We start from the raw sequence: 21,056 nt of genomic DNA on the forward strand, positions 1-21,056 counted from the left end.
CTTATTTCATCAGCGGGATCGAGAACTCCGCGCCTTCCTTGACGCCGGACGGCCAGCGCGAGGTGACCGTCTTGGTCTTGGTGTAGAAGCGAACCGAGTCCGGGCCGTGCTGGTTGAGGTCGCCGAAGCCGGACTTCTTCCAGCCGCCGAAGGTGTAGTACGCGATCGGCACCGGGATCGGCACGTTGATGCCGACCATGCCGACATTGACCTTGGCGGCGAAGTCGCGGGCGGCGTCGCCGTCGCGGGTGAAGATCGCAACGCCGTTGCCGTAATCATGTTCGGACGGCAGCGCCAGCGCCTCCTTGTAGTCATGGGCGCGCACCACCGAGAGCACCGGGCCGAAGATCTCTTCCTTGTAGATCCGCATGTCCTTGGTGACATTGTCGAACAGCGAGCCGCCGAGATAGAATCCCTTTTCATAGCCCTGCATCTTGAAGCCGCGGCCGTCGACGGCGAGCGTCGCGCCTTCTTTGATGCCGATATCGATGTAGCTCTTGACCTTCTCGACCGCCTCGCGCGTCACCAGCGGGCCGTAGTCGGCCGAGGGATCGATCGAGGTGCCGATCTTTAAGGATTCGACGCGCGGGATCAGCCTTTCCATCAGGCGGTCGGCGGTGGTCTTGCCGACGGGGACGGCGACCGACACCGCCATGCAACGCTCGCCGGCCGAGCCGTAGCCGGCGCCGATCAGCGCGTCGACGGCCTGGTCCATGTCCGCATCTGGCATCACGATGGCGTGGTTCTTGGCGCCGCCAAAGCACTGGCAACGCTTGCCGGTCTGCGCGGCGCGCTCATAGATGTACTGCGCGATCGGCGTCGAGCCGACGAAGCCGATGGCCTTGATATCGGGATCGTCGAGGATGGCATCGACGGCTTCCTTGTCGCCGTTGACGACATTGAGGATGCCGGCCGGCAGCCCCGCTTCCATCATCAGTTCGGCGAGCAGCATCGGCACGCCCGGGTCGCGCTCGCTGGGCTTCAGGATGAAGGCGTTGCCGCAGGCGATCGCGGGCGCGAACTTCCACATCGGGATCATCGCCGGGAAATTGAACGGTGTGATGCCGGCGACGACGCCGAGCGGCTGCCGCAGCGAGTAGATGTCAATGCCGGGACCGGCCCCTTCGGTATATTCGCCTTTCATCAGATGCGGAATGCCGCAGGCAAACTCGGCCACTTCAAGGCCGCGCTGGATGTCACCCTTGGCGTCGGGAACGGTCTTGCCGTGCTCGCGCGCTAAGAGCTCGGCGAGCTTGTCATAGTCGCGCTGCACCAGTTCGACGAACTTCATCATCACGCGCGCGCGGCGCTGCGGATTGGTGTTGGCCCATTCGGGCTGGGCCAGCGCGGCGTTTTCGACGGCGGCACGGACCTCCGCCTTCGAGGCCAGCGCCACCTTGGCTTGGACGTCGCCGGTCATCGGCTCGAAAACGTCGGCCGTGCGGCCCGACGTGCCCTTGACCTCTTTGCCGCCGATGAAGTGTCCGATTGAGCGCATGAATGATCTCCCTAAGGTCCCGTCCGGGATCGCTTTCGAGCCCCTTTTTGACCTGCATTTCTTGGGATACAAGTCCAATATATTGCACCTTAGATGTGCGGAAATGCTGGATCAAGGCTCCGGGACGATCGACTGGGATGACTTCCGTTTTGTGCTGGCGATCGTGCGCGGCGGCTCGGTTTCGGCTGCCGCCAAGCAGCTATCGGTCGACCATGCCACCGTGATCCGCCGCGTCGACCGGCTGGAGCGGCACCTCTCCGCAAAACTGTTCGACCGCCGCAAGACCGGCTACCTCCTGACCGAAGCCGGCCAGCGTGTTGCCGACAGTGCGGAAGCCATGGAATCGACCATCGTCGCCAACCAGGAGGCGGTTGGCGGCTCGCGCGCCCAGCTCACCGGCACGGTTCGGATCGGCGCGCCCGACGGTTTTGGCAGCCACTTCCTCGCCTCGCGGTTGGTGAAGTTCACCGAGCGGTATCCCGATCTCGACCTCCAGCTCGTCGCCACCGCCCGCCTGTTCAGCCTGTCGAAGCGCGAGGCCGACATTGCGATCAGCCTCTCGATGCCTAAGGAGGGCCGCATCGTCGGCCGCAAGCTGCTCGACTACAGCCTCGGACTCTATGCCGCGCCGGCCTATCTGGACCAGGCGCCAAAAATCAGGAGCCGCAGCGACCTGCCGCAGCATCGTTTCGTCGGCTATATCGAGGAATTGCTGTTCACGCCGGAGCTGGACTACCTGCCGCAGGTCTCGCCAAAAATCTCGGCCAAATTCCGCAGCGCCAATCTGATCGCGCAGCTCAACGCCACCATCGCTGGCTTCGGCATCGCCGTGCTGCCGCACTTCATGGCGACGTCGCACCCGGAATTGCGCGCCGTGCTGCCGGACGAGGTCAGGATTTCGCGCTCGTTCTGGATGCTGATGCACGCCGACAGCAAGGATCTCGCGCGCATACGCGCGGTCGCCGATTACATCCATGAGACGGTGGAGCGTGAGCGCGCGCTGTTCGGGGAGCGGTGAAGACCCAGTATGCTCACCGATGTAGATGACGACAAAACCCGTCTCCCCTTGTGCCCCTTCCATGGGCCGCGGCGTATGGGTCCCGGCCTTCGCCGGGACGACGGGGAGAGGTTGTTTGTTCTAATTCACCTTCGCCCGCGCCTTCTTCGCTGGCACCGCGCGCGCCAGCGCGGCCTCGCGGCCGGCGGCGAGAATTTCGTCTGACAGTTCACCACTGCCTGCGACGCGGGACATCACCAGCGTGCCCATCATCGTCGCCAGCGTGCCCATGGCCTGCCGGCGGGCCGTCTTGCGCGGCACGTCAGGAATCTGGTCGGCCATGACATCGATCAACTGATCGAGCTTGGCGGAAAACGCCTTGCGCGTCTTGGCGCTCTCGCGGGCGATCTCGGCGCCGAGCGTCGGAACCGCGCAGCCGCGGCCGGGATCGTCACGATGCACCGTCGAGACGTAGGTATCGACGATCGTCGACAACCGTTTCTCCGGCGGCATTTCAGCAGCGATCTTGCGCCAGTGCTCGACCGAGCGATCCATCGCATAGGCAAAGGCCTCGATCACCAGCGCCTCGCGGGAATCGAAATGGGCGTAGAATCCGCCGTGGGTCAGGCCCGCCTCCTTCATCAGGTCGGCAACGCCGATGCCATGCGCGCCCTTCTCGCGCAGCCGCACCGAGGCTTTTCTGACGATCCTGGCGTGAGTTTCCTGCTTGTGCTCTTTCGAATAACGCATGCGGGGTCCTATTGCATGTCCCTAGTCATATAATAACAGTTGTGGCCGGAAAAAGCTGCAGCTATTTCGCTTTTTCAGCCCCAATCATCGAAAATGTCGCGGTTGCGTGCACCGCAAGATTGCTTGCGCCGTCGCGAACGAAACCTTCTGCGTAGCTGGTCTGGCGGCCTAATTTTACCACCTTGCCCTCCGCCGCGATCCGGCCCGACCGTACCGAGAGCGGCCGCAGATAGGTCAGTTTGAGGTCTAGCGTGACCGACGTCTGTCCCGCCGGCTGCATGGTCGCAATGGCGCATCCCATGGCGGTATCCAATAGTGCCGCTGATGTTGCGCCATGGAGCAAACCAATGGTGTTTTCCAGGCTCTCCTCCGGATCAAGTTCCATTACGATCCGTCCTTGTTCTGCGACGGTCATCGTGAAGCCGATCAGGCGCGCCATCGGCGGCGGTGGCAACATGCCGTCGCGGATCGCGCACATGATCTCGAGCCCGGACATGCCGAGGGCGGCCTTCGCCACCGGGCCCGGCGCCTGCCAGTCCACCACGCGATGCCGGCGCGTATCGAAGGAAAACAGGTCGGAAATTTCCAGGGCTCGTTGGGCGCTGTCCGCGGTCATGATCGCTCTCCCAATGACGGCCGGCGGGCCGATTGATTGAATTACGATCATCATATATACTGACCGAGTCCAACAGGGAAGAGATGGCCATGCCGAGCACCGACTGGCGGAAGACCGCCTGCAATCTCTGCTATGTGAATTGCGGCCTCGAGGTAAGGATCGAAAATGACCGCATCACAAAGGTGCGCGGCGACCGCGACAACCCGAAATCGAAAGGCTATCTCTGCAATAAGGCGGCGCGCATTCCCTTCTATGCGCATCATCGCGACCGCCTGACCACGCCGCTGCGCCGGCGCGCCGATGGCGGCTTTGACGCGATCGACTGGGACACCGCGATTGCCGAGATTGCCGCAAGGCTGCGCGACGTCGTCGATCGCTACGGCGGCAACAGCCTTGCGCTCTATGGCGGCGGTGGCCAGGGCAATCATGCCGGGGGCGCCTATGCCACGGCGCTATTGCGCGCGCTCGGCTCGCGCCATGTCTTCAACGCGCTGTCGCAGGAGAAGACCGGTGATTTCTGGGTCAACGGCCACATGTTCGGCAGCCAGACCTGCCACACCGCCGAGGACGTGCACCATTGCGACCTGCTGTTCGTGATCGGCGCCAATCCCTGGATCGCCCACGGCTTTCCCAATGCGCGCGACCATCTCAACGACATCCGCAAGGATCCCACCCGCAGGATGATCGTGATCGATCCCCGCCGCTCGGAGACCGCCGAACGCGCCGACCTGCATCTGGCATGCCGTCCCGGCACCGATGCCTTCCTGCTGGGTGCGATCCTCGCCCGGCTGATCCAGCGCGACGTGGTGGATCATGACTTCATCGCGGTGCACACCACCGGCTATGCGGAGGTCAGGGACGCGCTAACGCGGATTCCGGTCGAGCAATGGGCTGCTGCCGCCGACATCCCGCTCGCGCAGATCGAGCAATGCGTCGACATGATCGTTGCGGCTAAAGCGATGACTGTCCGCGTCGAACTCGGCATCCAGCAGGGCGTCAACTCGACCCTCAATTCCTATCTCGAAAAGCTGCTGATCATGCTGACCGGCAGCTTTGGCCGCAAGGGCACCAACCAGTTGCATAGCTGGCTGGTGCCGCTGTGGGGCAACTCGCCGAACCAGCGCTTTGCCGCCGCCGATATCGAGGTGATCGGCGGACTATTGCCGCCCAACCTGTTTCCGGATGCGGTGCTATCAGATCACCCCGACCGCCTGCACGCGGTATGGATCGACAGTTCCAACCCCGCCAACACCGCGGCGAATACCGCGCAGGTCGAGCAGGCCCTACGAGCGCTCGATCTCGTCGTCGTGGTCGATGTCGCCATGACCGAGACGGCACAACTGGCGCATTACGTGCTGCCGGCCTCCTCGCAATATGAGAAGACCGAATTCACGCTGTTCAACTTCGAATTCCCGAAAAACTATTTCCATGTCCGCGCCGGCGTGGTGACGCCTCTGGCAGGCACCCTGCCCGAACCGGAAATCTATACGCGGCTCAGCCGCGCGCTGGGCCTTTTGCCCGGCGACAACGCGCTGGCGCCACTGCGCGCAACCGCCTTCCGTTCCCGCCTCGCCTTCGCCGCGGAATTGCGCGCCTTCATGGGCGCCAATCCGCAAGCAGCAGCGCTCGGCGCGCTTGTGCTTTACAACACGCTGGGCGCCACTCTGCCCGACGGCACGGCCGCTGCCGCGCCATTGTGGCAGGCCGCGCATCTCTGCGCCAAACGCTCGCCGCACGCCGTGCGCCGCGCACTCGATGCGGACCGTGAAATCCCGGACGAAATGCTCGGTGAAGTGCTGTTCGACGCCATCATCGGATCGCGCAACGGCTTAGCCTTCACCGAGCACGATTACGACGAGGTATGGTCGCTGATCTCGCATCCGGACCGCAAGGTCCACCTTGCGATCGCACCGATGCTGGAATGGCTCGGCAGGCTCGACCCGGCGGACGCCGTCCCTCGTGGCGACTATCCCTTCGTGCTCGCCGCCGGACAGCGGCGCATGTTCAACGCCAACCAGATCTTTCGCGATCCGGCCTGGCGCCGCGACGATCCCGATGGTGCGCTGCTGATCAGCGCCGCCGATCTGGCATCGCTCGGCGCTGCGGATGGCGATTGGATCGCGGTGCAATCCGCCGCCGGCCGCGTGGTTGCGCGCTGCAAGCGCGACGACAGCATGCGCAGCGGCCAGCTTGCGCTGCCGCACGGCTATGGCCAGGACTATCCGGCCGCCGACGGCGAGCGGCTGAATAACGGCCCGCGCGTCAATGTGCTGACCGAGAGCGGCAACCGCGATCCCATTGCCGGCACGCCCTATCACAAGCACGTCCCGGTGCGGCTGGAACGGCTGGCGGCGACGGAAGCCGCGGCCTACGAGGCGGCCTCGCGGCGCATCCATTCCGCATCGGCTTGAGGCGCGGGCCGCCCTGCGCCCGCGACCCTTGACAAGGCCCGCCCTTGCCGAGGAAGTGGCACCCTCGGCGCGCCCGCCCAAGAAGCCATCAAGGGAGCCACAACGATAACCATGGAAATGCTCAATCCCCATTGCGGCATCACGCGCGATAGCAGAGGCGTCGTGCGCCTTGCGATCTGCAATGCAGGCTCGCTCAACATCCTCTCCTCGGCCGTCACCGATGGCGTGCGTGAGGGATTTGAAAAGCTCGCCGGCGACAAAAGCATCCGCGCGGTGATCCTTGCCGGCCAGAGCGAAAAGAGCATGATCGGCGGGGCCGACATCAAGGAGATGGCGAAGCTCGACCAGAAATCCGCCGAAGCCTTCATCACGCGCTTGCGCGACCTCTGCGAGGCCGTGCGCCAGTTTCCAGCACCGGTAATCGCGCGCCTGCCCGGCTGGTGCCTCGGCGGCGGCCTCGAAGTCGCCGCTGCCTGCGATTTCCGCATTTGCGCCCACGACGCCAAATTCGGCATGCCGGAGGTGCGCGTCGGCATCCCCTCGGTGATCCACGCGGCGCTCTTGCCGCGGCTGATCGGCTGGGGCCGCGCCCGCTGGCTGGTGATGACCGCGGAAAATATCGACGCGCCCACCGCGCTCGCCTGGGGCCTCGTCGACGTCGTCGCCAAGGAAGGCGGGCTGGACGACGCGGTCGAGCACACGGTGAAGGCGCTGCTCGAATGCGGCCCGGAAGCGCTGCGCATCCAGAAGGACTTGCTCCGCCAATGGGAGGAGCTGCCGCTGACCGAGTCGGTCAATTTGAGCGTCGGCGTGTTCGGAAAGTCGTTCCTGACCGGCGAGCCACAGCGGCTGATGCAGGGATTTCTCGACCGCAAGAAATAGACGCCACAAGAAGATAGGTGGAGGCGGGATGAGCCCTGCCGGCTCTATTTCCACCATCCCCGCTTCGCGGCGGGGCGCGAGCCCGAGCCTATTGCGATTTCCATCACGGGTAATATTATCAGCATAATCCAATGGACGATCTGCGTGTCGCCGTTGACGCCGTGTCCTGAAATGAGGGAAGTATGGCATTTCCGTCAGACGTACCGCGCGTCACAATAGGCAAAGCCGAACTAACCTTCCCATCCGAATCGACCGAGGCCAAATGATCTCGAACTGGCTGTCCGCCGCCCTCGCTCGCCGTAACATCCATTATGGCTGGGCGATGGTCGCAGTGACCTTCCTGACCGCCCTGATATCAGCCGGCACGGTCGGCGCGCCCGGCGTCTTCATTGTGCCCCTGCAGAAGGAATTCGGCTGGACCACGGCCGAGATTTCCTCGGCGCTGTCGATCCGCTTCATCCTGTTCGGGCTGATGGCGCCGTTCGCGGCCGCGCTGATGAACCGCTACGGCCTGCGCAACGTGGCGCTCTCGGCGCAGCTCATCGTCGTCTCCGGCCTCGTTGCGTCGCTGGCGATGACCAAGGTGTGGCACCTGATGCTGCTGTGGGGCGTCGTGATCGGGATCGGCACCGGCATGACCGCGCTGGTACTGGGGGCTACGATTGCCGCGCGCTGGTTCGTGGCGCGGCGCGGCCTCGTCGTCGGCATCCTGACGGCAAGCGTCGCTACCGGACAGCTCGCCTTCCTGCCGCTGCTGGCGAGCCTGACAGAAGCCTATGGCTGGCGGGTCGCGCTGACGCTGGTGTGCGTCATGCTGGGCGTATCGGCCTTCGGCGTGCTCCTGATCATGCGCGACCGGCCGAGCGATGTGAACTTAAGGCCATTCGGCGAGGAAGGCACCGAGCCGCTACCGGCGCCGCCGCCGAACACCACGCCGATCATGGCGGCCGCGCTCGGCACCCTGCGCGACGCCTCGAAATCCGGCGTATTCTGGATCCTGTTCGCGACCTTCTTCATCTGCGGCGCTTCGACCAACGGCCTCGTCCAGGTGCATCTGATTCCGATGTGCCTCGATTTCGGCATCCCGCAGGTGCAGGCGGCAAGCCTGCTCGCGGCGATGGGTATCTTCGATTTCGTCGGCACCATCGCTTCCGGCTGGCTGTCCGACCGCTACGACAACCGCTATCTGCTGTTCTGGTATTACGGGCTGCGCGGCCTGTCGCTCTTGTTCCTGCCGTTCTCCGATTTCACGCTTTACGGGCTTTCGCTGTTCGCGATGTTCTATGGGCTCGACTGGATCGCGACCGTGCCGCCGACGGTGCGGCTCACGGCGCAGCGGTTCGGCGCCGAGCGCGCGAACCTCGTGTTCGGCTGGATCTTTGCCGGCCATCAGCTCGGCGCCGGCACGGCCGCCTTCGGCGCCGGCCTGTCGCGGACGCTGCTGCAGAGCTACCTGCCGGCGTTCTTCGTCGCCGGTGCGCTCTGCGTGGTGGCGGCGTTGATCGTGCTGGCGATCTCGCGGACGCCGGCGAAGACCGTGGCGACCTAATGGGCGAATGGTGAGTAGCGAATAGCGAATGGAAAACCCCACTCGCTATTGGCCATTCGCTACCGGCAAGCCTACGGCCGCGTCGACATGTTCGTCGGCGGACCCACCTGCCGGATTGGCTCCGCCAATCGCGCGAATTCGCAGAGCAGCGAACGCGTCTTGCGCGGGTCGATCACCTCCTCGATCCAGAATTTTTCGGCCGAGCGGAACGGCGAGCGCAGCTTGTTGAGGCGGTCCTCGATCTCCTTCAGCTTCGCGGTGGGGTCCTCCGCCGCGTCGATGTCGGCGCGGTAAGCCGCCTCGATGCCACCTTCCAGCGGCAGCGAACCCCAATAGGCCGACGGCCAGGCGTAGCGCATCGAATAGCGGTTGGCCGGTTGATGCACGACGCCGGCGACGCCGAACGCGTTGCGCACGATGATGGTGCACCAGGGCACAGTGGACTGGTTGACCGCCGCCATCGCGCGCACGCCATGCCGGATAGTCGCCGATTTCTCCGCCTCAAGCCCGATCATGAAGCCGGGGCAATCCATCAGATAGACGACCGGCAGATGAAAGGTCTCGGCGAAATCGACCCAGCGCACCAGCTTCTGGCAGGCCTCCGCCGTCCACGACCCGCCGTAGTGGAAGGGATCGCTGGCCAGCAGCAGCACCGCGCGACCTTCAAGCCGGGCAAGGCCCGTGATGATTGGGCGGCCGAAATTGGCGTTGACCTCGAAGAATGAACGCTTGTCGACGACGGCCTCGATGATCGGCCGCATCTTGTAGACCTGGCGGCGGCTGCGCGGCACCGCCTTGAGCAGCGATTCCTCCGCGCGCTCGGGATCGTCATCGCAGGGAATGGTCGGCGGCAGGTCGAAGACCGAGGACGGCAGATAGGACAGGAACCGCCGGGCGCGCTCGAACGCCTCCTCCTCGGTATCGACGGCATCGTCGACGCCGCCGGCGCGGGTCTGGATGTCGGCGCCGCCGAGTTCCGTCTTGGTCAGGTCCTGGCCGAGTCGCTTCACGACCGGCGGACCGGCGACGAACATCGCGGAATTCCGCGTCATGACCGAATAGTGGCTGGCAGCGAGCCGCGCCGCGCCGAGGCCCGCGACCGAGCCGAGCCCGAGTGCGACCACGGGCACGCGCGCCATGTTCGCCGTCGTGAACCAGTACCAGCGCGTCCCGCCGACGCCGCCGGGCAGATTGGCCGCGCCGCGGGTCTCGATCGTCTTCACCGAGCCGCCGCCGCCGGAACCTTCGATCACCCGGATGATCGGCAGGCGGAAATCATGCGCCATCTCCTCGGCCATCAGCGGCTTGGCGGAAATAGAAGCGTCGGCGGAGCCGCCGCGCACGGTGAAATCGTCGCCGACAACGACCACGGTACGGCCGTCGACCTTGCCGCGGCCGAACACGCAGTTGGCCGGCGTCAGGTGCTTCAGCTCGCTGTTTTCGTCGTATTCGGCGATGCCGGAAATCGCGCCGATCTCGTGGAAGGTATTCTTGTCGATCAGTCTGTCGATACGCTCACGAACCGTAAGCCGGCCCTGGTCATGCTGGCGCTTGACCTTGTCAACGCCTCCCATCTCGCGCGCGAACGCTTCGCGCCGAGCGAGCTCGTCGAGCTCCGGCTTCCAGTTCATTCATATCCTCCGTCTTGATGATCTTGTTGTTATGGGCCGGCACCGGGAGCGGCTTTCTCTCGATTCGGTTCGTGAAGATGTCGCCCTCGCTACCTTCGAGCAGGCCGCCGATCGCAGCGCCGAGTTCGATCATCTGCGGCGCCACCTCTCTGTGTAGCCGCTCCTCATCGAACATTGCGGAGAGAAGGCCGATCGTGACGACGACGAAAGTCTGATATTGCGGCGACCACACCGGCACCGCGCAGCCGTTGATGTGCGGGCTCCAGGTGCCGCAGCCGACGACATAGCCGCGTTCGCGTAAGTGCCGGCGGTTGTCCTCGATGCGCGACTTCAACTGCCCGGCAGCATCCGGGATCTCACGCTCCATTTCGGCGATCAGGGCGTCGCCGACGTCGGTGTCGAGCGCTGCGGTATAGGCAAAACCCGCCGCCGTGCTCGTCATCGAGATACGGCTGCCGGTTCCCTCGTGCAGGCCGAGCGCGTTCGCGGCGCGCGCGAATTCGAGATAAACCAGATGATAGCGGTCGGGAATCACGAAGCCGACGGTCCCCGGCAGTTGATCGGCAACGTCCTGCAGGCGCAGCCTGATCAGGTTCCGAAGCTGCAACCCCTTCATCATCGAGGTGCTCATCGCCACTGCGCTGGGGCCGATGCGGTATTTCTGGTCGCGCGGCAGATAGACGAGCTGGCCCATCCGCGTCAGCGTGTGGGTGAGCCGCGACACCGTCGAGCGCGGCAGACCACAACGGCTGGAAATCTCCAGATTGCCGAGTCTCGCTTCATGACCCTCGAAGCAACGCAGGACGTCGAACGCCCGCGACACCACCTGGATCACATCCCCCTCGCCACTGAGGTCGCTGGCGAGCATTCCCTGCTTGCTAAGCCGTTCCGAGCGTCTTCCCATTGTTATTGGCTCCATTCCGCTCTGCGGAATAAAATTCCACTTGCAGAACAAACTACCTCAGGCAATCTGCCGCCACAACAAAAAGCCGTTCACGAGGACAACCAGTCCGTCAGACGGTCCTTGGGAGAACGGAAATGCCAGATATCAAAATCGTCACCGAAGTCGCCGGACGCGTGTGCGCGATCCCCATTGCAACCGGTAGCAATGTCGGCGATGGCGACGAGGTCGCGTTCGTTGAAGCGATGAAGATGGAAATTCCGGTTACGTCGACGGCAGCAGGAAAAATCAAGGCGATCCTGGTCGAGCTCGACGATGTCATCGCCGAAGGACAGGTGGTCGCGATCATCGAAGCTTAACGAGATCGCGGCATAGAACTATTCGCCCACAAGTTTCCGCGACAATCTGTCCAGCTTAGATGTTTAGTCGTACGTGCCTAACGTTGCCATCGCCAGCAGCCGATGACATGATTGACGGTAACGAGGTATCTCGCATCGCGAAAAACAATCTCAGGGGAAAATGATGATTCATCGCTTGAAAGCGCTCGCGCCGGCCGCACTTGCAGGTATTTCGTGGCTGACCTTGTCCGTGGCCTGTGCCGAGGACGTCAAGCTGCCGGCGACCATGGTCGTCACCGCCTACGATACGGGCACCGCCGGCTTCAACATCGCGGTTGGCGTCGGCAAGATGATGAAAGACAAGTACGGCACCGACGTCCGCGTACTGCCCGCCGGCAACGACGTGGCTCGGCTGGCGCCGCTCCGCGCCAAGCGAGCGGTGATGTCGGCGATGGGTTCGGGCACCTATTTCGCCCAGGAAGGCGTGTTCGAGTTCGGCACCAAGGAATGGGGACCGCAGCCGCTGCAACTCGTGCTGTCGTCGGTCGACTGCAACGCCGGCTCGCTCGGCGTCGCCAAGGACACCGGCGTCACCGAGATCAAGCAGCTCAAGGGCAAGCGTGTCGGCTTCGTGGTCGGTTCGCCCGCGCTGAACCAGAATGCACTTGCAGTGCTGGCGTTCGGCGACCTCAAGCAGAGCGACGTCAAGGTCGTCGAGTTCTCGAGCTACGGCGCGATGTGGAAAGGCATGATCAACAACGACGTCGACGCCGCCTTCGCCACCACCATCACCGGTCCGGCGAAGGAGCTGGAGACATCGCCGCGCGGCGTCGTCTGGCCGCCGTTGCCTGCCAGCGACAAGGCCGGCTGGGAGCGCGTGAAAAAGGTCGGATCGTTCTTCTTCCCGCATGTTGCGACCTGCGGCGCCGGCATTTCCAAGGACAAGCCGGTCGAACTCGGCAACTACCCCTACCCGATCTTCATGGTCTACGGCACGCTGCCCGAAGCTGACGTCTACGCCATCACCAAGGCGATGATCACCGGCTACGACGCTTACAAGGATTCCGCGCCGGGCGCGGCGGGCCTCGGGGCCGACCGTCAGACCAAGAACTGGGTGGTGCCGGTGCACCCGGGCGCCGCAAAGGCCCTGAAGGAAGCCGGTCAGTGGACCGACGCCCAGGAAGCCCATAACAAGGAGCTCTTGAAGCGCCAGCAGGTTCTGGCAGCGGCGTGGACGGACTACGGCAAGTCCAATCCGCCGTCGGATGACAAGGCGTTTCTCGACGGCTGGATGAAGGCACGCGCGGCGGCGCTGACCAAGGCCAACATGCCGAACGGGTTCGAATAAATCCGTCACGCATTTTCTGTAAGCCGGCGTCTGCAATAACTATTAGAATCGATAAATGTCAGCCCCCTCCTCCGATAGTTCGCAGGCGTCTGCGTCAGTGGCCGCCGGCAGTCCAACGGTGCTGGCCGGAATCGAGATTACCGATCCGCACCTTGCAGCTTCGGCCGACCTGCAGGAATCCGAGGTCACGCGCATCCGCACCTTGCGGGGCGCGTGGCGCTGGACGCTGATGGTGGCGACCGCCGCGACCATCCTGTTGTGCATGAACCAGCAGTTCTCGCTGCGGTTCTTCATCGACTTCACCCAGCTCAACACCGAATATTTCTATCTCCTGATAGCGCTGATGCTTCCCTTCACGTTCCTGATCTTTCCGGGATCGGAGAAGGCGCCGCTCGACCGGATTCCCTGGTACGACCTGCTGCTGTTCGTGCTGACGTTCGGCTCCGCGGTCTGGCTGATGCTCAACATCCGCAAGGCCGCAGCGCTCGGCTGGGAGTTCGACGGCGCACCGAAAAACGTCATCGCCGCCGGCATCGTGATGTGGTTCGTGCTGATGGAAGCGCTGCGCCGCACCGGCGGCTGGAGCCTGCTGCTCAGCGTGCTTCCCTTCACGTTCTACCCGATGTTTGCCGATTCGAAGTGGCTGGGCCCGTTCCGCGGCACGCAATCGACCCTGGAGCAAACCACCTCCTATCACATGCTTTCGGGCGAAAGCCTGCTCGGCATCCCGATCCAGGCCTTTGCCGACACGGTGATCGGCTTCCTGGTGTTCGGCACGGCGCTGATGATGACAGGCGCCGGGAAGTTCTTCATCAATATCGCCTTTGCGATGTGCGGAACGTTCCGCGGCGGCGCCGCAAAGGTCTGCGTGTTCGCGTCCGGCCTGCTCGGCACGGTCGGCGGCAGCATCGTCTCCAACGTGCTGACCGCGGGCACCATGACCATCCCGGCGATGAAGAAGACGGGATTTACGCCCTCCTATTCCGGCGCGATCGAAGCGTGCGCGTCGACCGGCGCGGTGCTGGCCCCGCCGGTGCTCGGCGCCACCGCCTTCGTGATGGCGCAGTTCATGAACACGAGCTATGCCGACGTCGCGCTCGCCGCGACCATCCCGTCGGTGCTGTATTATGTCGGTCTGTTCGCGCAGGTCGACGCCTACGCCGCCCGCCACAAGCTGGAAGGCATCCCGCGCGCCGAGCTGCCGCGATTCTGGGATGCCTTCAAGGACGGCTGGTACTACCTGTTCGTCATCGTCATCCTCGTGGTGATGCTGCTGTATTTCAAGCGCGAGAGCCATGCGCCGTTCTACGCCACCGCGCTCCTCGTCATCCTGCACCAATGGTCCGGCCCGGCACCGTGGAAACGGGGCAATACCGCCGTCCTTGCGTTCTCGATTCTGGTGACAGCCGCCATGCTCTGGTTCGACGTGCTCAACGCCGTGCTGTGGGGAATGTGCCTGCTGGCCGCCCTCAACGAATTCTTTCCCGGCAAGAACTGGGGCGGCCAGCGGTGGCTTCAGTTCCTTGAACTGAACGGCAAGACCTTCGTCGAGCTGATCGCGATCCTCGCCGGCTGCGGCCTGCTGATCGGCGCATTCTCGCTGACGGGCGTGATCTCGAGCCTCGCCAACGACCTGCTCAATATCGCAGGGGGCGATGCCTTCCTGCTGCTGATCATGTGCGCGATCACGAGCCTGATCCTGGGCCTCGGGCTGACCACGACGTCCTGCTACATCTTCCTGGCGATTCTGGTGGCGCCGGCGCTGGAGAAGCTCGGCCTGAACAAGATGGCCGTGCACATGTTCATCTTCTACTGGGGCATGCTGTCGTCGATCACGCCGCCTGTCGCCATCGCCTCCTTTGCCGCCGCCGGAATCGCCGGCGCGCCCGCCATGAAGACGGGCTGGGAGAGCATGTGGGTCGGCAGCATCATCTACTTCATCCCGTTTTTCTTCGTGCTGAACCCGGCGCTCCTGCTGCAGGGAAGCAATCCCTATCTGGAGGCGCTGGGCCTGACGGGACTTGCCTGCTTCGGCATTGTCTTCATCTGCGGCGGCATCCAGGGCTATCAGGCCTTCGTCGGCGACCTCAGGCGCGCCGGCATGATGGAATGGCCGCTGCGCGTGCTGCTCGTGATCGGCGGCTTCGTGATCGCGACGCCCGGCGGCGGCATCATGCCGTTGTCGCAGACGCAGATCACGGCGCTGGGGCTTGCGATCATCATACCGGCGATCCTCCTTGCCCTTTTCCTGATCCGCCGTCAGGCAGCGCTGGCGCCGAACCAGTTGCACGCTCCCTGATTGCGTTGCACAAGAGGAGGCGATGAAAGCATTGCCTCCTCCTTTCCCGGCGCCTCCGGCCGTCTGGACCCGTTCGAAGCCGCCGCTGCTGCGGTTCCTGACCGCCTGTCACGATGACTTCACGCCCGAGACCCGCGGCGCGGTCGCCGACTACATCCCGGAGCTCGGCAAGGCCAACCCCGACCATTTCGGTATCAGCCTCGCCACCCTCGACGGCCATGTCTATGAGGTCGGCGATACGCAGGTCCCCTTCACCATCCAGTCGATGTCAAAGCCGTTCGTGTTTGCGCTGGCGCTGGACACGCTCGGCGCGGCACGGGTCGAAAGCGTGATCGGCGTCGAGCCCTCGGGCGATCCCTTCAACTCGATCCGGCTCAATGCCGAAAACCATCCCTTCAACCCAATGGTCAATGCCGGCGCGATCGCCTGCTCCGGCCTGATCCACGAGGCCAAGGGCGACGCTGCGTTCGAGCACATCAGGCAGGCGCTGGGCCGTTTTGCCGGCCGCGAGCTCGACGTCGACGACGCGGTCTATGCTTCCGAAAGCTTGACCGGCGACCGCAACCGCGCGATCGGCTATCTCTTGCGCACCAACGCGGTCATCAAGGACAAGGTGGCCGAGGTGCTGGAAGTCTATTTTCGGCAATGCGCCGTCCTCGTGACGGCGCGCGATATCGCTGTGATGGCGGCGACGCTCGCCAACCGCGGCATCAACCCGGTGACCGGTGAGCGGGTGATGAGCGCCTACGCCATCTCGCGGACGCTTTCGGTGATGACCTCCTCCGGCATGTACGACTATGCCGGCGAATGGATCTACCGGGTCGGCATCCCCGCCAAGAGCGGCGTCGGCGGCGGCATTCTGGCTGCGCTCCCGGCCCGGCTCGGGCTTGGCAGCTATTCGCCAAAGCTCGACAAGCATGGCAACAGCGTGCGCGGCATCAAGGTCTGCGAGGCGATTTCGGCGCATTACGACCTGCATATGCTCAACCGCAGCGACGATGCCCGCAACAGCATCATCGCCGATTACGACATCGGCAATAGTCCGTCGCGGCGCGTGCGCCGCGCGCAGGAACAGAGCATCCTCGCCGCCCACCACCAGGACGTCCGCGTCATCGAGCTGGTCGGGACGCTGTCATTCTCAAATGTCGACTACGTCTCGCGCCAGCTTGCGGCCAGGCCGCGTCCGCAACTCGTCATTTTCGACCTGCGCCGCGTCACCGCCATGACGCGCGCCGGCGCCCGTTTGCTCGCCGAGGAGTTCCGCGAGCTCGCGGCATACCACGTCACCGTGATCCTATCAGGCATCCGCCGCGCATCGCCGGACTGGAAGATGATCGCGGAATGGACCGAGGGGCTCAGCAACATCCGCAACTACTATTTGCTCGACGCCGCGATCGAATGGGCCGAAGATCAGGTGGTGTACCGCTATGGCGGGGCGATCGACTTCTTCGAGGCAACTGAACTCGCCGAACAGTCACTGCTCGCCGGACTGACGGAGGAGGAACTAACCGACCTGGCATCACTCGCCACGGTCAGGACCTATCAGGCCAATGAAAAGATCATCACGACCGGCGAGCCGGCCGCTTCGCTGTTCTTCCTCAGAAGCGGCGTGGTCCATGTCACCCTGCCCGACGGCATCCGCCTGGCGACGTTGACGGCCGGAATGCCCTATGGCGAGATGGCGCTATTGGAGCCGCGCCGTTCGGCCGATGTCTTCGCCGACATGGCCGCCACGGCGTATGAGATCCCATTGCGCGATTTCGAACGTTTCCGCAAACAGCACCCGCGCGCCGGCGAACAGATCATGCGCAACCTTGCGCAGCTGTTGGCCGACCGGCTGATCATGGCGAACGCCAGGCTGAATTTGCTGACGTCGGGGTGAACTTCCGTGTCCCGGACGCGGTGCAGCGTTCTTCACGCTGCTCCGCAGAGCCGGGACCATGACCGCCGCACTGGACCCCGGATCAGCTGCGCATCGCTCCGCGCTGCGCAGCGTCCGGGGAACGCCCAGGCGCCTATCCCGCCTTGCCGCGCCCGCTCTTCTCGGCCGCACGCCGCAGCGCTTCGGCGAGTGCGCCGCCCTGCTCTTGCGCCTTCCGCGGCGCGGACGACGTCATCGATGCCTTGGAGAATTCGCGCGGCTTGCCTTGCGGTGCCCGCTCGCTCTTAGCGCCGACTTCATCGTCAAGCCGAAGCGTCAGCGCGATGCGCTTGCGGGCAACCTCGACCTCCAGCACCTTGACCTTGACGATATCGCCCGGCTTCACCACCTCGCGCGGATCCTTGATGAAGTTTTTCGACATTGCCGAGATGTGCACGAGGCCGTCCTGATGCACACCAATATCGACGAAGGCACCGAACGCCGCGACGTTGGTCACGGTGCCCTCCAGGATCATCCCCGGCTTGAGGTCCTTGATCTCCTCGACGCCTTCCTTGAACACCGCGGCCTTGAACGCCGGGCGCGGGTCGCGGCCGGGCTTTTCCAGCTCGCGCAGGATGTCGGTCACTGTCGGCAGGCCAAACGTCTCGTCGACGAAAGCCTGCGGCTTCAACTGGCGCACGATCTCGGCGTTGCCAAGCAGCGCCTTGATATCGCTCTTGGTCGCGGCAAGAATCCGCCGCACCACCGGATAGGCCTCGGGGTGCACGCCGGACGAATCCAGCGGGTCTTCGCCGCCGTTGATGCGCAGAAATCCGGCGCATTGCTCGAATGCCTTTGGTCCGAGCCGCGGCACATCCTTCAGCGCCTTGCGCGACTTGAACGGCCCGTTGGCGTCGCGGTGCTGCACGATACTCTGCGCCAAGCCTGCCCCAATGCCCGACACCCGCGCGAGCAGCGGCGCTGAGGCTGTATTAGCATCGACGCCGACGGCATTGACGCAGTCTTCGACCACGGCATCAAGCGAGCGCGCCAGCTTGGTTTCGCCGAGGTCGTGCTGATATTGCCCGACGCCGATCGCCTTCGGATCGATCTTGACGAGTTCGGCGAGCGGATCCTGCAGGCGCCGCGCGATCGATACCGCGCCGCGCAAGGTAACGTCGAGTTCGGGCAGTTCCTCGGAGGCGAAGGCCGAGGCGGAGTAGACCGACGCGCCGGCCTCCGATACCACGATCTTCGACATCTTCAGATCCGGCAGCATCTTGACCAGCTCGGTCGCCAGCTTGTCGGTCTCGCGCGAGGCCGTGCCGTTGCCGATCGCGATCAGATCGACCTTGTGCGTGACCGCAAGCTTGCCGAGGATCGCCAGCGCCTCGTTCCACTGCCGCTGCGGCTCGTGCGGATAGATCGTCGTGGTCGCAACCACCTTGCCCGTCGCGTCGACGATCGCCGTCTTGACGCCGGAGCGGTAGCCGGGATCGAGGCCCATGGTGACGCGCGCGCCGGCCGGCGCCGCCAGCAGGAGGTCGCGCAGGTTCGAGGCGAACACACGCACGCCCTCGGTCTCGGCCGCGGTCCACAGCCGCATCCGCAAGTCGATGTTGAGATGCACCTGGATTTTCGTGCGCCAGGCCCAGCGCGCGGTATCGATCAGCCAGCGGTCGCCCGGCCGGCCCTGATCGGTGATGCCGAAGCGCTGCATGATCTTGAGCTCATACGTGCCGGGAACGCCGGCCGCGGGCGGGTTCACCTCGGGCTGGATCTGCAGTTCGAGGATTTCTTCCTTCTCGCCGCGGAACAGCGCGAGAATGCGGTGCGACGGCAGCTTGTGGAGTGCGCCGTTGTAGTCGAAATAGTCCTTGAACTTTTCGCCCTCGGTCTTCTTGCCCTTGCGCACGGTCGAGGTCATCAGCCCGCCCGACCAGACATCCTCGCGCAGCCGGCCGATCAGGTCCGCATCTTCCGCGAATCGTTCGACCAGAATCGCACGCGCGCCTTCCAGCGCAGCAGCGACGTCCGCCACCTGCTTCTCGGCATTGACGAAGCTCGCGGCAACGGCCTGCGGATCGTTCTGCGGCTGCGTCAGCAGCAATTCGGACAGCGGCTCGAGGCCGGCTTCCTTGGCAATCTCGGCCTTGGTGCGGCGCTTCGGCTTGAACGGCAGATAGATGTCTTCCAGGCGGCCCTTGCTATCCGCCGCCATGATCTGGGCTTCCAGCGCGGCATCGAGCTTGCCCTGCTCGCGGATCGAATTGAGGACGGCAACGCGGCGCTCTTCGAGCTCGCGCAAGTAGGTCAGGCGTTCTTCGAGGGTGCGCAGCTGGGCGTCATCGAGCCCGCCGGTGATTTCCTTGCGGTAGCGCGCCACGAACGGAACGGTAGCGCCGCCGTCCAGCAATTCGACGGTTGCCGCGATCTGTTCCTCGCGAACGCCAAGCTCTTGCGCAATCTGTCGGTTGATGTTTGCCACGCGACCTCATTCCAAAGCCGTTTGCGGCAGCATAACCCGCCGCGGGACGCAGCTTATGGACCATCCCGGATTGATTTGCCAAGGCGCTGGACGAAAGAAATTGATCTGTGGATTCGGCCCTGTCGGCTGATCAGCAACACATGAGATTCGCCGCGAAATCACAATGAGATAAGGGTGGATTGATGGCCCCGGAATGTGTAAACGGGCGCTCCCTTCCCGGAGCTTCCCATGTCGATCTGCGGCCTTGATTTCGGAACGTCGAATACGACGCTCGGCACCATCGACGGCCGGACACCCGATCTGGCACCGCTAGAATCGGCGCACACCACGATTCCGAGCGCCATCTTCTACGCGGCGGATGGCAATGTCCTGATCGGCCGCAGGGCCATGGAGGCCTATGTCGAAGGCACGGCTGGCCGCCTGATGCGCAGCCTCAAATCAGTGCTCGGGACATCACTGATCGAGGAAACCACCCGCCTCGGCCGCGCGCGGGTCGGTTTCCGCGATGTGATTGCCAACTACCTCGGGGCGATCAAGCGCCGTGCGGAACAGGCCACCGGTCGAGAGTTGCGCAATGTCGTCCACGGCCGCCCGGTCCACTTCGTCGACAATGCGCCAGATGCCGATCGCAAGGCCGAAGACACCCTGCGAACGATTGCCAAAGGAATCGGTTTCGAGGACGTCACGTTCCAGTTCGAACCGATTGCGGCGGCCCTCGACTATGAGCGGCAGATCAGGGCCGAGGAACTCGCCTTGATCGCCGATATCGGCGGCGGTACCTCAGACTTTTCGATTGTGCGGCTCGGGCCCGAGCGTCACGGCAAGGCCGATCGCGCGGCCGATATCCTGGCCAATGACGGCGTCCGTATCGGCGGCACCGATTTCGACCGTCAGCTCAGCCTCGGCGTGGTGATGCCGCTGTTCGGCTTCGGCAGCGCCATGAAGCGCGCCGGGCTTGATGTGCCCTCCAGCTATTTCCACGACCTCGCGACGTGGTCGAGCATCAACCGGATGTATGAGCCGCGCGTGCTGGCCGATATACGCCAGGTGCGGCAGGAGGCGGCGAAGCCGGAACTGCTCGACCGGCTGATCCGCGTGATCCATGAACAGCGCGGCCATACGCTGGCGATGGAAGTCGAAGACGCCAAGATCGCGCTGTCGGAGAAAGCCCGGTCAGAAATCCCGCTCGCCTGGGTCGCGGCGGAGTTGAGCGCTGCCATCAGCCAGGGCGACCTCGTCACTCACACCAGGCAGCTCGCGACGCGCATTTCGGCGCGCATCAAGAACTGTCTGGTTCAGGCCGGACTGACCGCCGAGGCGATCGACGCCGTGTTCCTGACCGGCGGCTCGGTAAAGCTCGCCCATGTGCGCAAGGCGATCACCAAGGCGGTGCCGGCGGCGCGCATCGTCGAAGGCGACATTTTTGGTGCCGTCGGCAAGGGATTGACGCTGGAAGCGCTACGTCGATACGGGCCCTTGCGCTGAGA

The 21,056-nt window shown here is 64.2% G+C and carries 15 protein-coding genes; 9 read left to right on the forward strand and 6 right to left on the reverse strand.

What is annotated here, in order from left to right; all coding sequences use genetic code 11:
- Position 1: 1 nt before the first annotated feature.
- Positions 2 to 1,498 (reverse strand): CoA-acylating methylmalonate-semialdehyde dehydrogenase, encoded by a 1,497-nt coding sequence (locus RX331_RS22230; protein WP_317252049.1) that lies wholly within the window; start codon positions 1,496 to 1,498, stop codon positions 2 to 4.
- 103 nt (positions 1,499 to 1,601) lie between these two features.
- Between RX331_RS22230 and RX331_RS22235 the strand changes: the two genes are divergently transcribed.
- Entirely contained in the window at positions 1,602 to 2,516 is a 915-nt protein-coding gene (locus RX331_RS22235) for a LysR family transcriptional regulator (RefSeq protein ID WP_317252050.1), read from the forward strand.
- 120 nt (positions 2,517 to 2,636) lie between these two features.
- Here the strand turns inward: RX331_RS22235 and RX331_RS22240 are convergent, their stop codons facing one another.
- Positions 2,637 to 3,245 (reverse strand): TetR/AcrR family transcriptional regulator, encoded by a 609-nt coding sequence (locus RX331_RS22240; protein ID WP_317252051.1) that lies wholly within the window; start codon positions 3,243 to 3,245, stop codon positions 2,637 to 2,639.
- Between the two features lie 61 nt (positions 3,246 to 3,306).
- Positions 3,307 to 3,861 (reverse strand): PaaI family thioesterase, encoded by a 555-nt coding sequence (locus RX331_RS22245; protein ID WP_317252052.1) that lies wholly within the window; start codon positions 3,859 to 3,861, stop codon positions 3,307 to 3,309.
- A gap of 89 nt (positions 3,862 to 3,950) precedes the next feature.
- On the opposite strand from RX331_RS22245, the gene RX331_RS22250 reads away from it, so the two are divergent.
- The 3 genes from RX331_RS22250 to RX331_RS22260 all read left to right on the forward strand — a co-directional run bounded on the left by RX331_RS22250 (position 3,951) and on the right by RX331_RS22260 (position 8,703).
- Positions 3,951 to 6,272: a molybdopterin-dependent oxidoreductase gene (locus RX331_RS22250; protein ID WP_317252053.1), complete on the forward strand. Its 2,322-nt coding sequence runs from the start codon at positions 3,951 to 3,953 to the stop codon at positions 6,270 to 6,272.
- A 111-nt stretch (positions 6,273 to 6,383) separates the two neighbouring features.
- Complete coding sequence (locus tag RX331_RS22255; RefSeq protein ID WP_317252054.1) at positions 6,384 to 7,154, forward strand: enoyl-CoA hydratase; 771 nt, start codon at positions 6,384 to 6,386, stop codon at positions 7,152 to 7,154.
- 262 nt (positions 7,155 to 7,416) lie between these two features.
- Positions 7,417 to 8,703, forward strand: coding sequence for an MFS transporter (locus tag RX331_RS22260; RefSeq protein WP_317252055.1), 1,287 nt, complete (start codon positions 7,417 to 7,419; stop codon positions 8,701 to 8,703).
- Positions 8,704 to 8,774: 71 nt separating this feature from the next.
- Here RX331_RS22260 and RX331_RS22265 read toward each other — a convergent pair whose 3' ends face one another.
- Positions 8,775 to 10,334 carry an acyl-CoA carboxylase subunit beta gene (locus RX331_RS22265; protein WP_317252056.1) on the reverse strand — a complete coding sequence of 520 codons (1,560 nt, stop codon included), beginning with the start codon at positions 10,332 to 10,334 and terminating at the stop codon, positions 8,775 to 8,777.
- A complete protein-coding gene (locus RX331_RS22270) occupies positions 10,264 to 11,238 on the reverse strand; it encodes an IclR family transcriptional regulator (RefSeq protein ID WP_317252057.1) in 975 nt (324 codons plus the stop codon). The genes RX331_RS22265 and RX331_RS22270 overlap by 71 nt, the downstream gene beginning before the upstream one ends.
- A gap of 134 nt (positions 11,239 to 11,372) precedes the next feature.
- Here RX331_RS22270 and RX331_RS22275 point away from each other — a divergent pair, with 134 nt between their 5' ends.
- The 4 genes from RX331_RS22275 (at position 11,373) to glsA (ending at position 17,102) form a co-directional block, all read left to right on the forward strand.
- Positions 11,373 to 11,594 carry an acetyl-CoA carboxylase biotin carboxyl carrier protein subunit gene (locus tag RX331_RS22275; protein ID WP_317252058.1) on the forward strand — a complete coding sequence of 74 codons (222 nt, stop codon included), beginning with the start codon at positions 11,373 to 11,375 and terminating at the stop codon, positions 11,592 to 11,594.
- Positions 11,595 to 11,757: 163 nt separating this feature from the next.
- Complete coding sequence (locus RX331_RS22280) at positions 11,758 to 12,921, forward strand: TAXI family TRAP transporter solute-binding subunit (RefSeq protein ID WP_317252059.1); 1,164 nt, start codon at positions 11,758 to 11,760, stop codon at positions 12,919 to 12,921.
- Between the two features lie 55 nt (positions 12,922 to 12,976).
- Positions 12,977 to 15,220 carry a TRAP transporter permease gene (locus RX331_RS22285; RefSeq protein ID WP_317252060.1) on the forward strand — a complete coding sequence of 748 codons (2,244 nt, stop codon included), beginning with the start codon at positions 12,977 to 12,979 and terminating at the stop codon, positions 15,218 to 15,220.
- Between the two features lie 22 nt (positions 15,221 to 15,242).
- Complete coding sequence (glsA, locus tag RX331_RS22290; RefSeq protein ID WP_317252061.1) at positions 15,243 to 17,102, forward strand: glutaminase A; 1,860 nt, start codon at positions 15,243 to 15,245, stop codon at positions 17,100 to 17,102.
- A gap of 133 nt (positions 17,103 to 17,235) precedes the next feature.
- Here the strand turns inward: glsA and RX331_RS22295 are convergent, their stop codons facing one another.
- Positions 17,236 to 19,569 (reverse strand): Tex family protein, encoded by a 2,334-nt coding sequence (locus tag RX331_RS22295; RefSeq protein WP_317252062.1) that lies wholly within the window; start codon positions 19,567 to 19,569, stop codon positions 17,236 to 17,238.
- Positions 19,570 to 19,797: 228 nt separating this feature from the next.
- Here RX331_RS22295 and RX331_RS22300 point away from each other — a divergent pair, with 228 nt between their 5' ends.
- The gene (locus tag RX331_RS22300) at positions 19,798 to 21,054 is read left to right on the forward strand and encodes an Hsp70 family protein (protein ID WP_317252063.1); all 1,257 of its coding nucleotides are present in this window, start codon (positions 19,798 to 19,800) and stop codon (positions 21,052 to 21,054) included.
- Positions 21,055 to 21,056: the final 2 nt, after the last annotated feature.

Source organism: Bradyrhizobium sp. BWA-3-5 (genome assembly GCF_032917985.1).
In the GTDB taxonomy this organism is placed as follows: Bacteria; Pseudomonadota; Alphaproteobacteria; order Rhizobiales; family Xanthobacteraceae; genus Bradyrhizobium.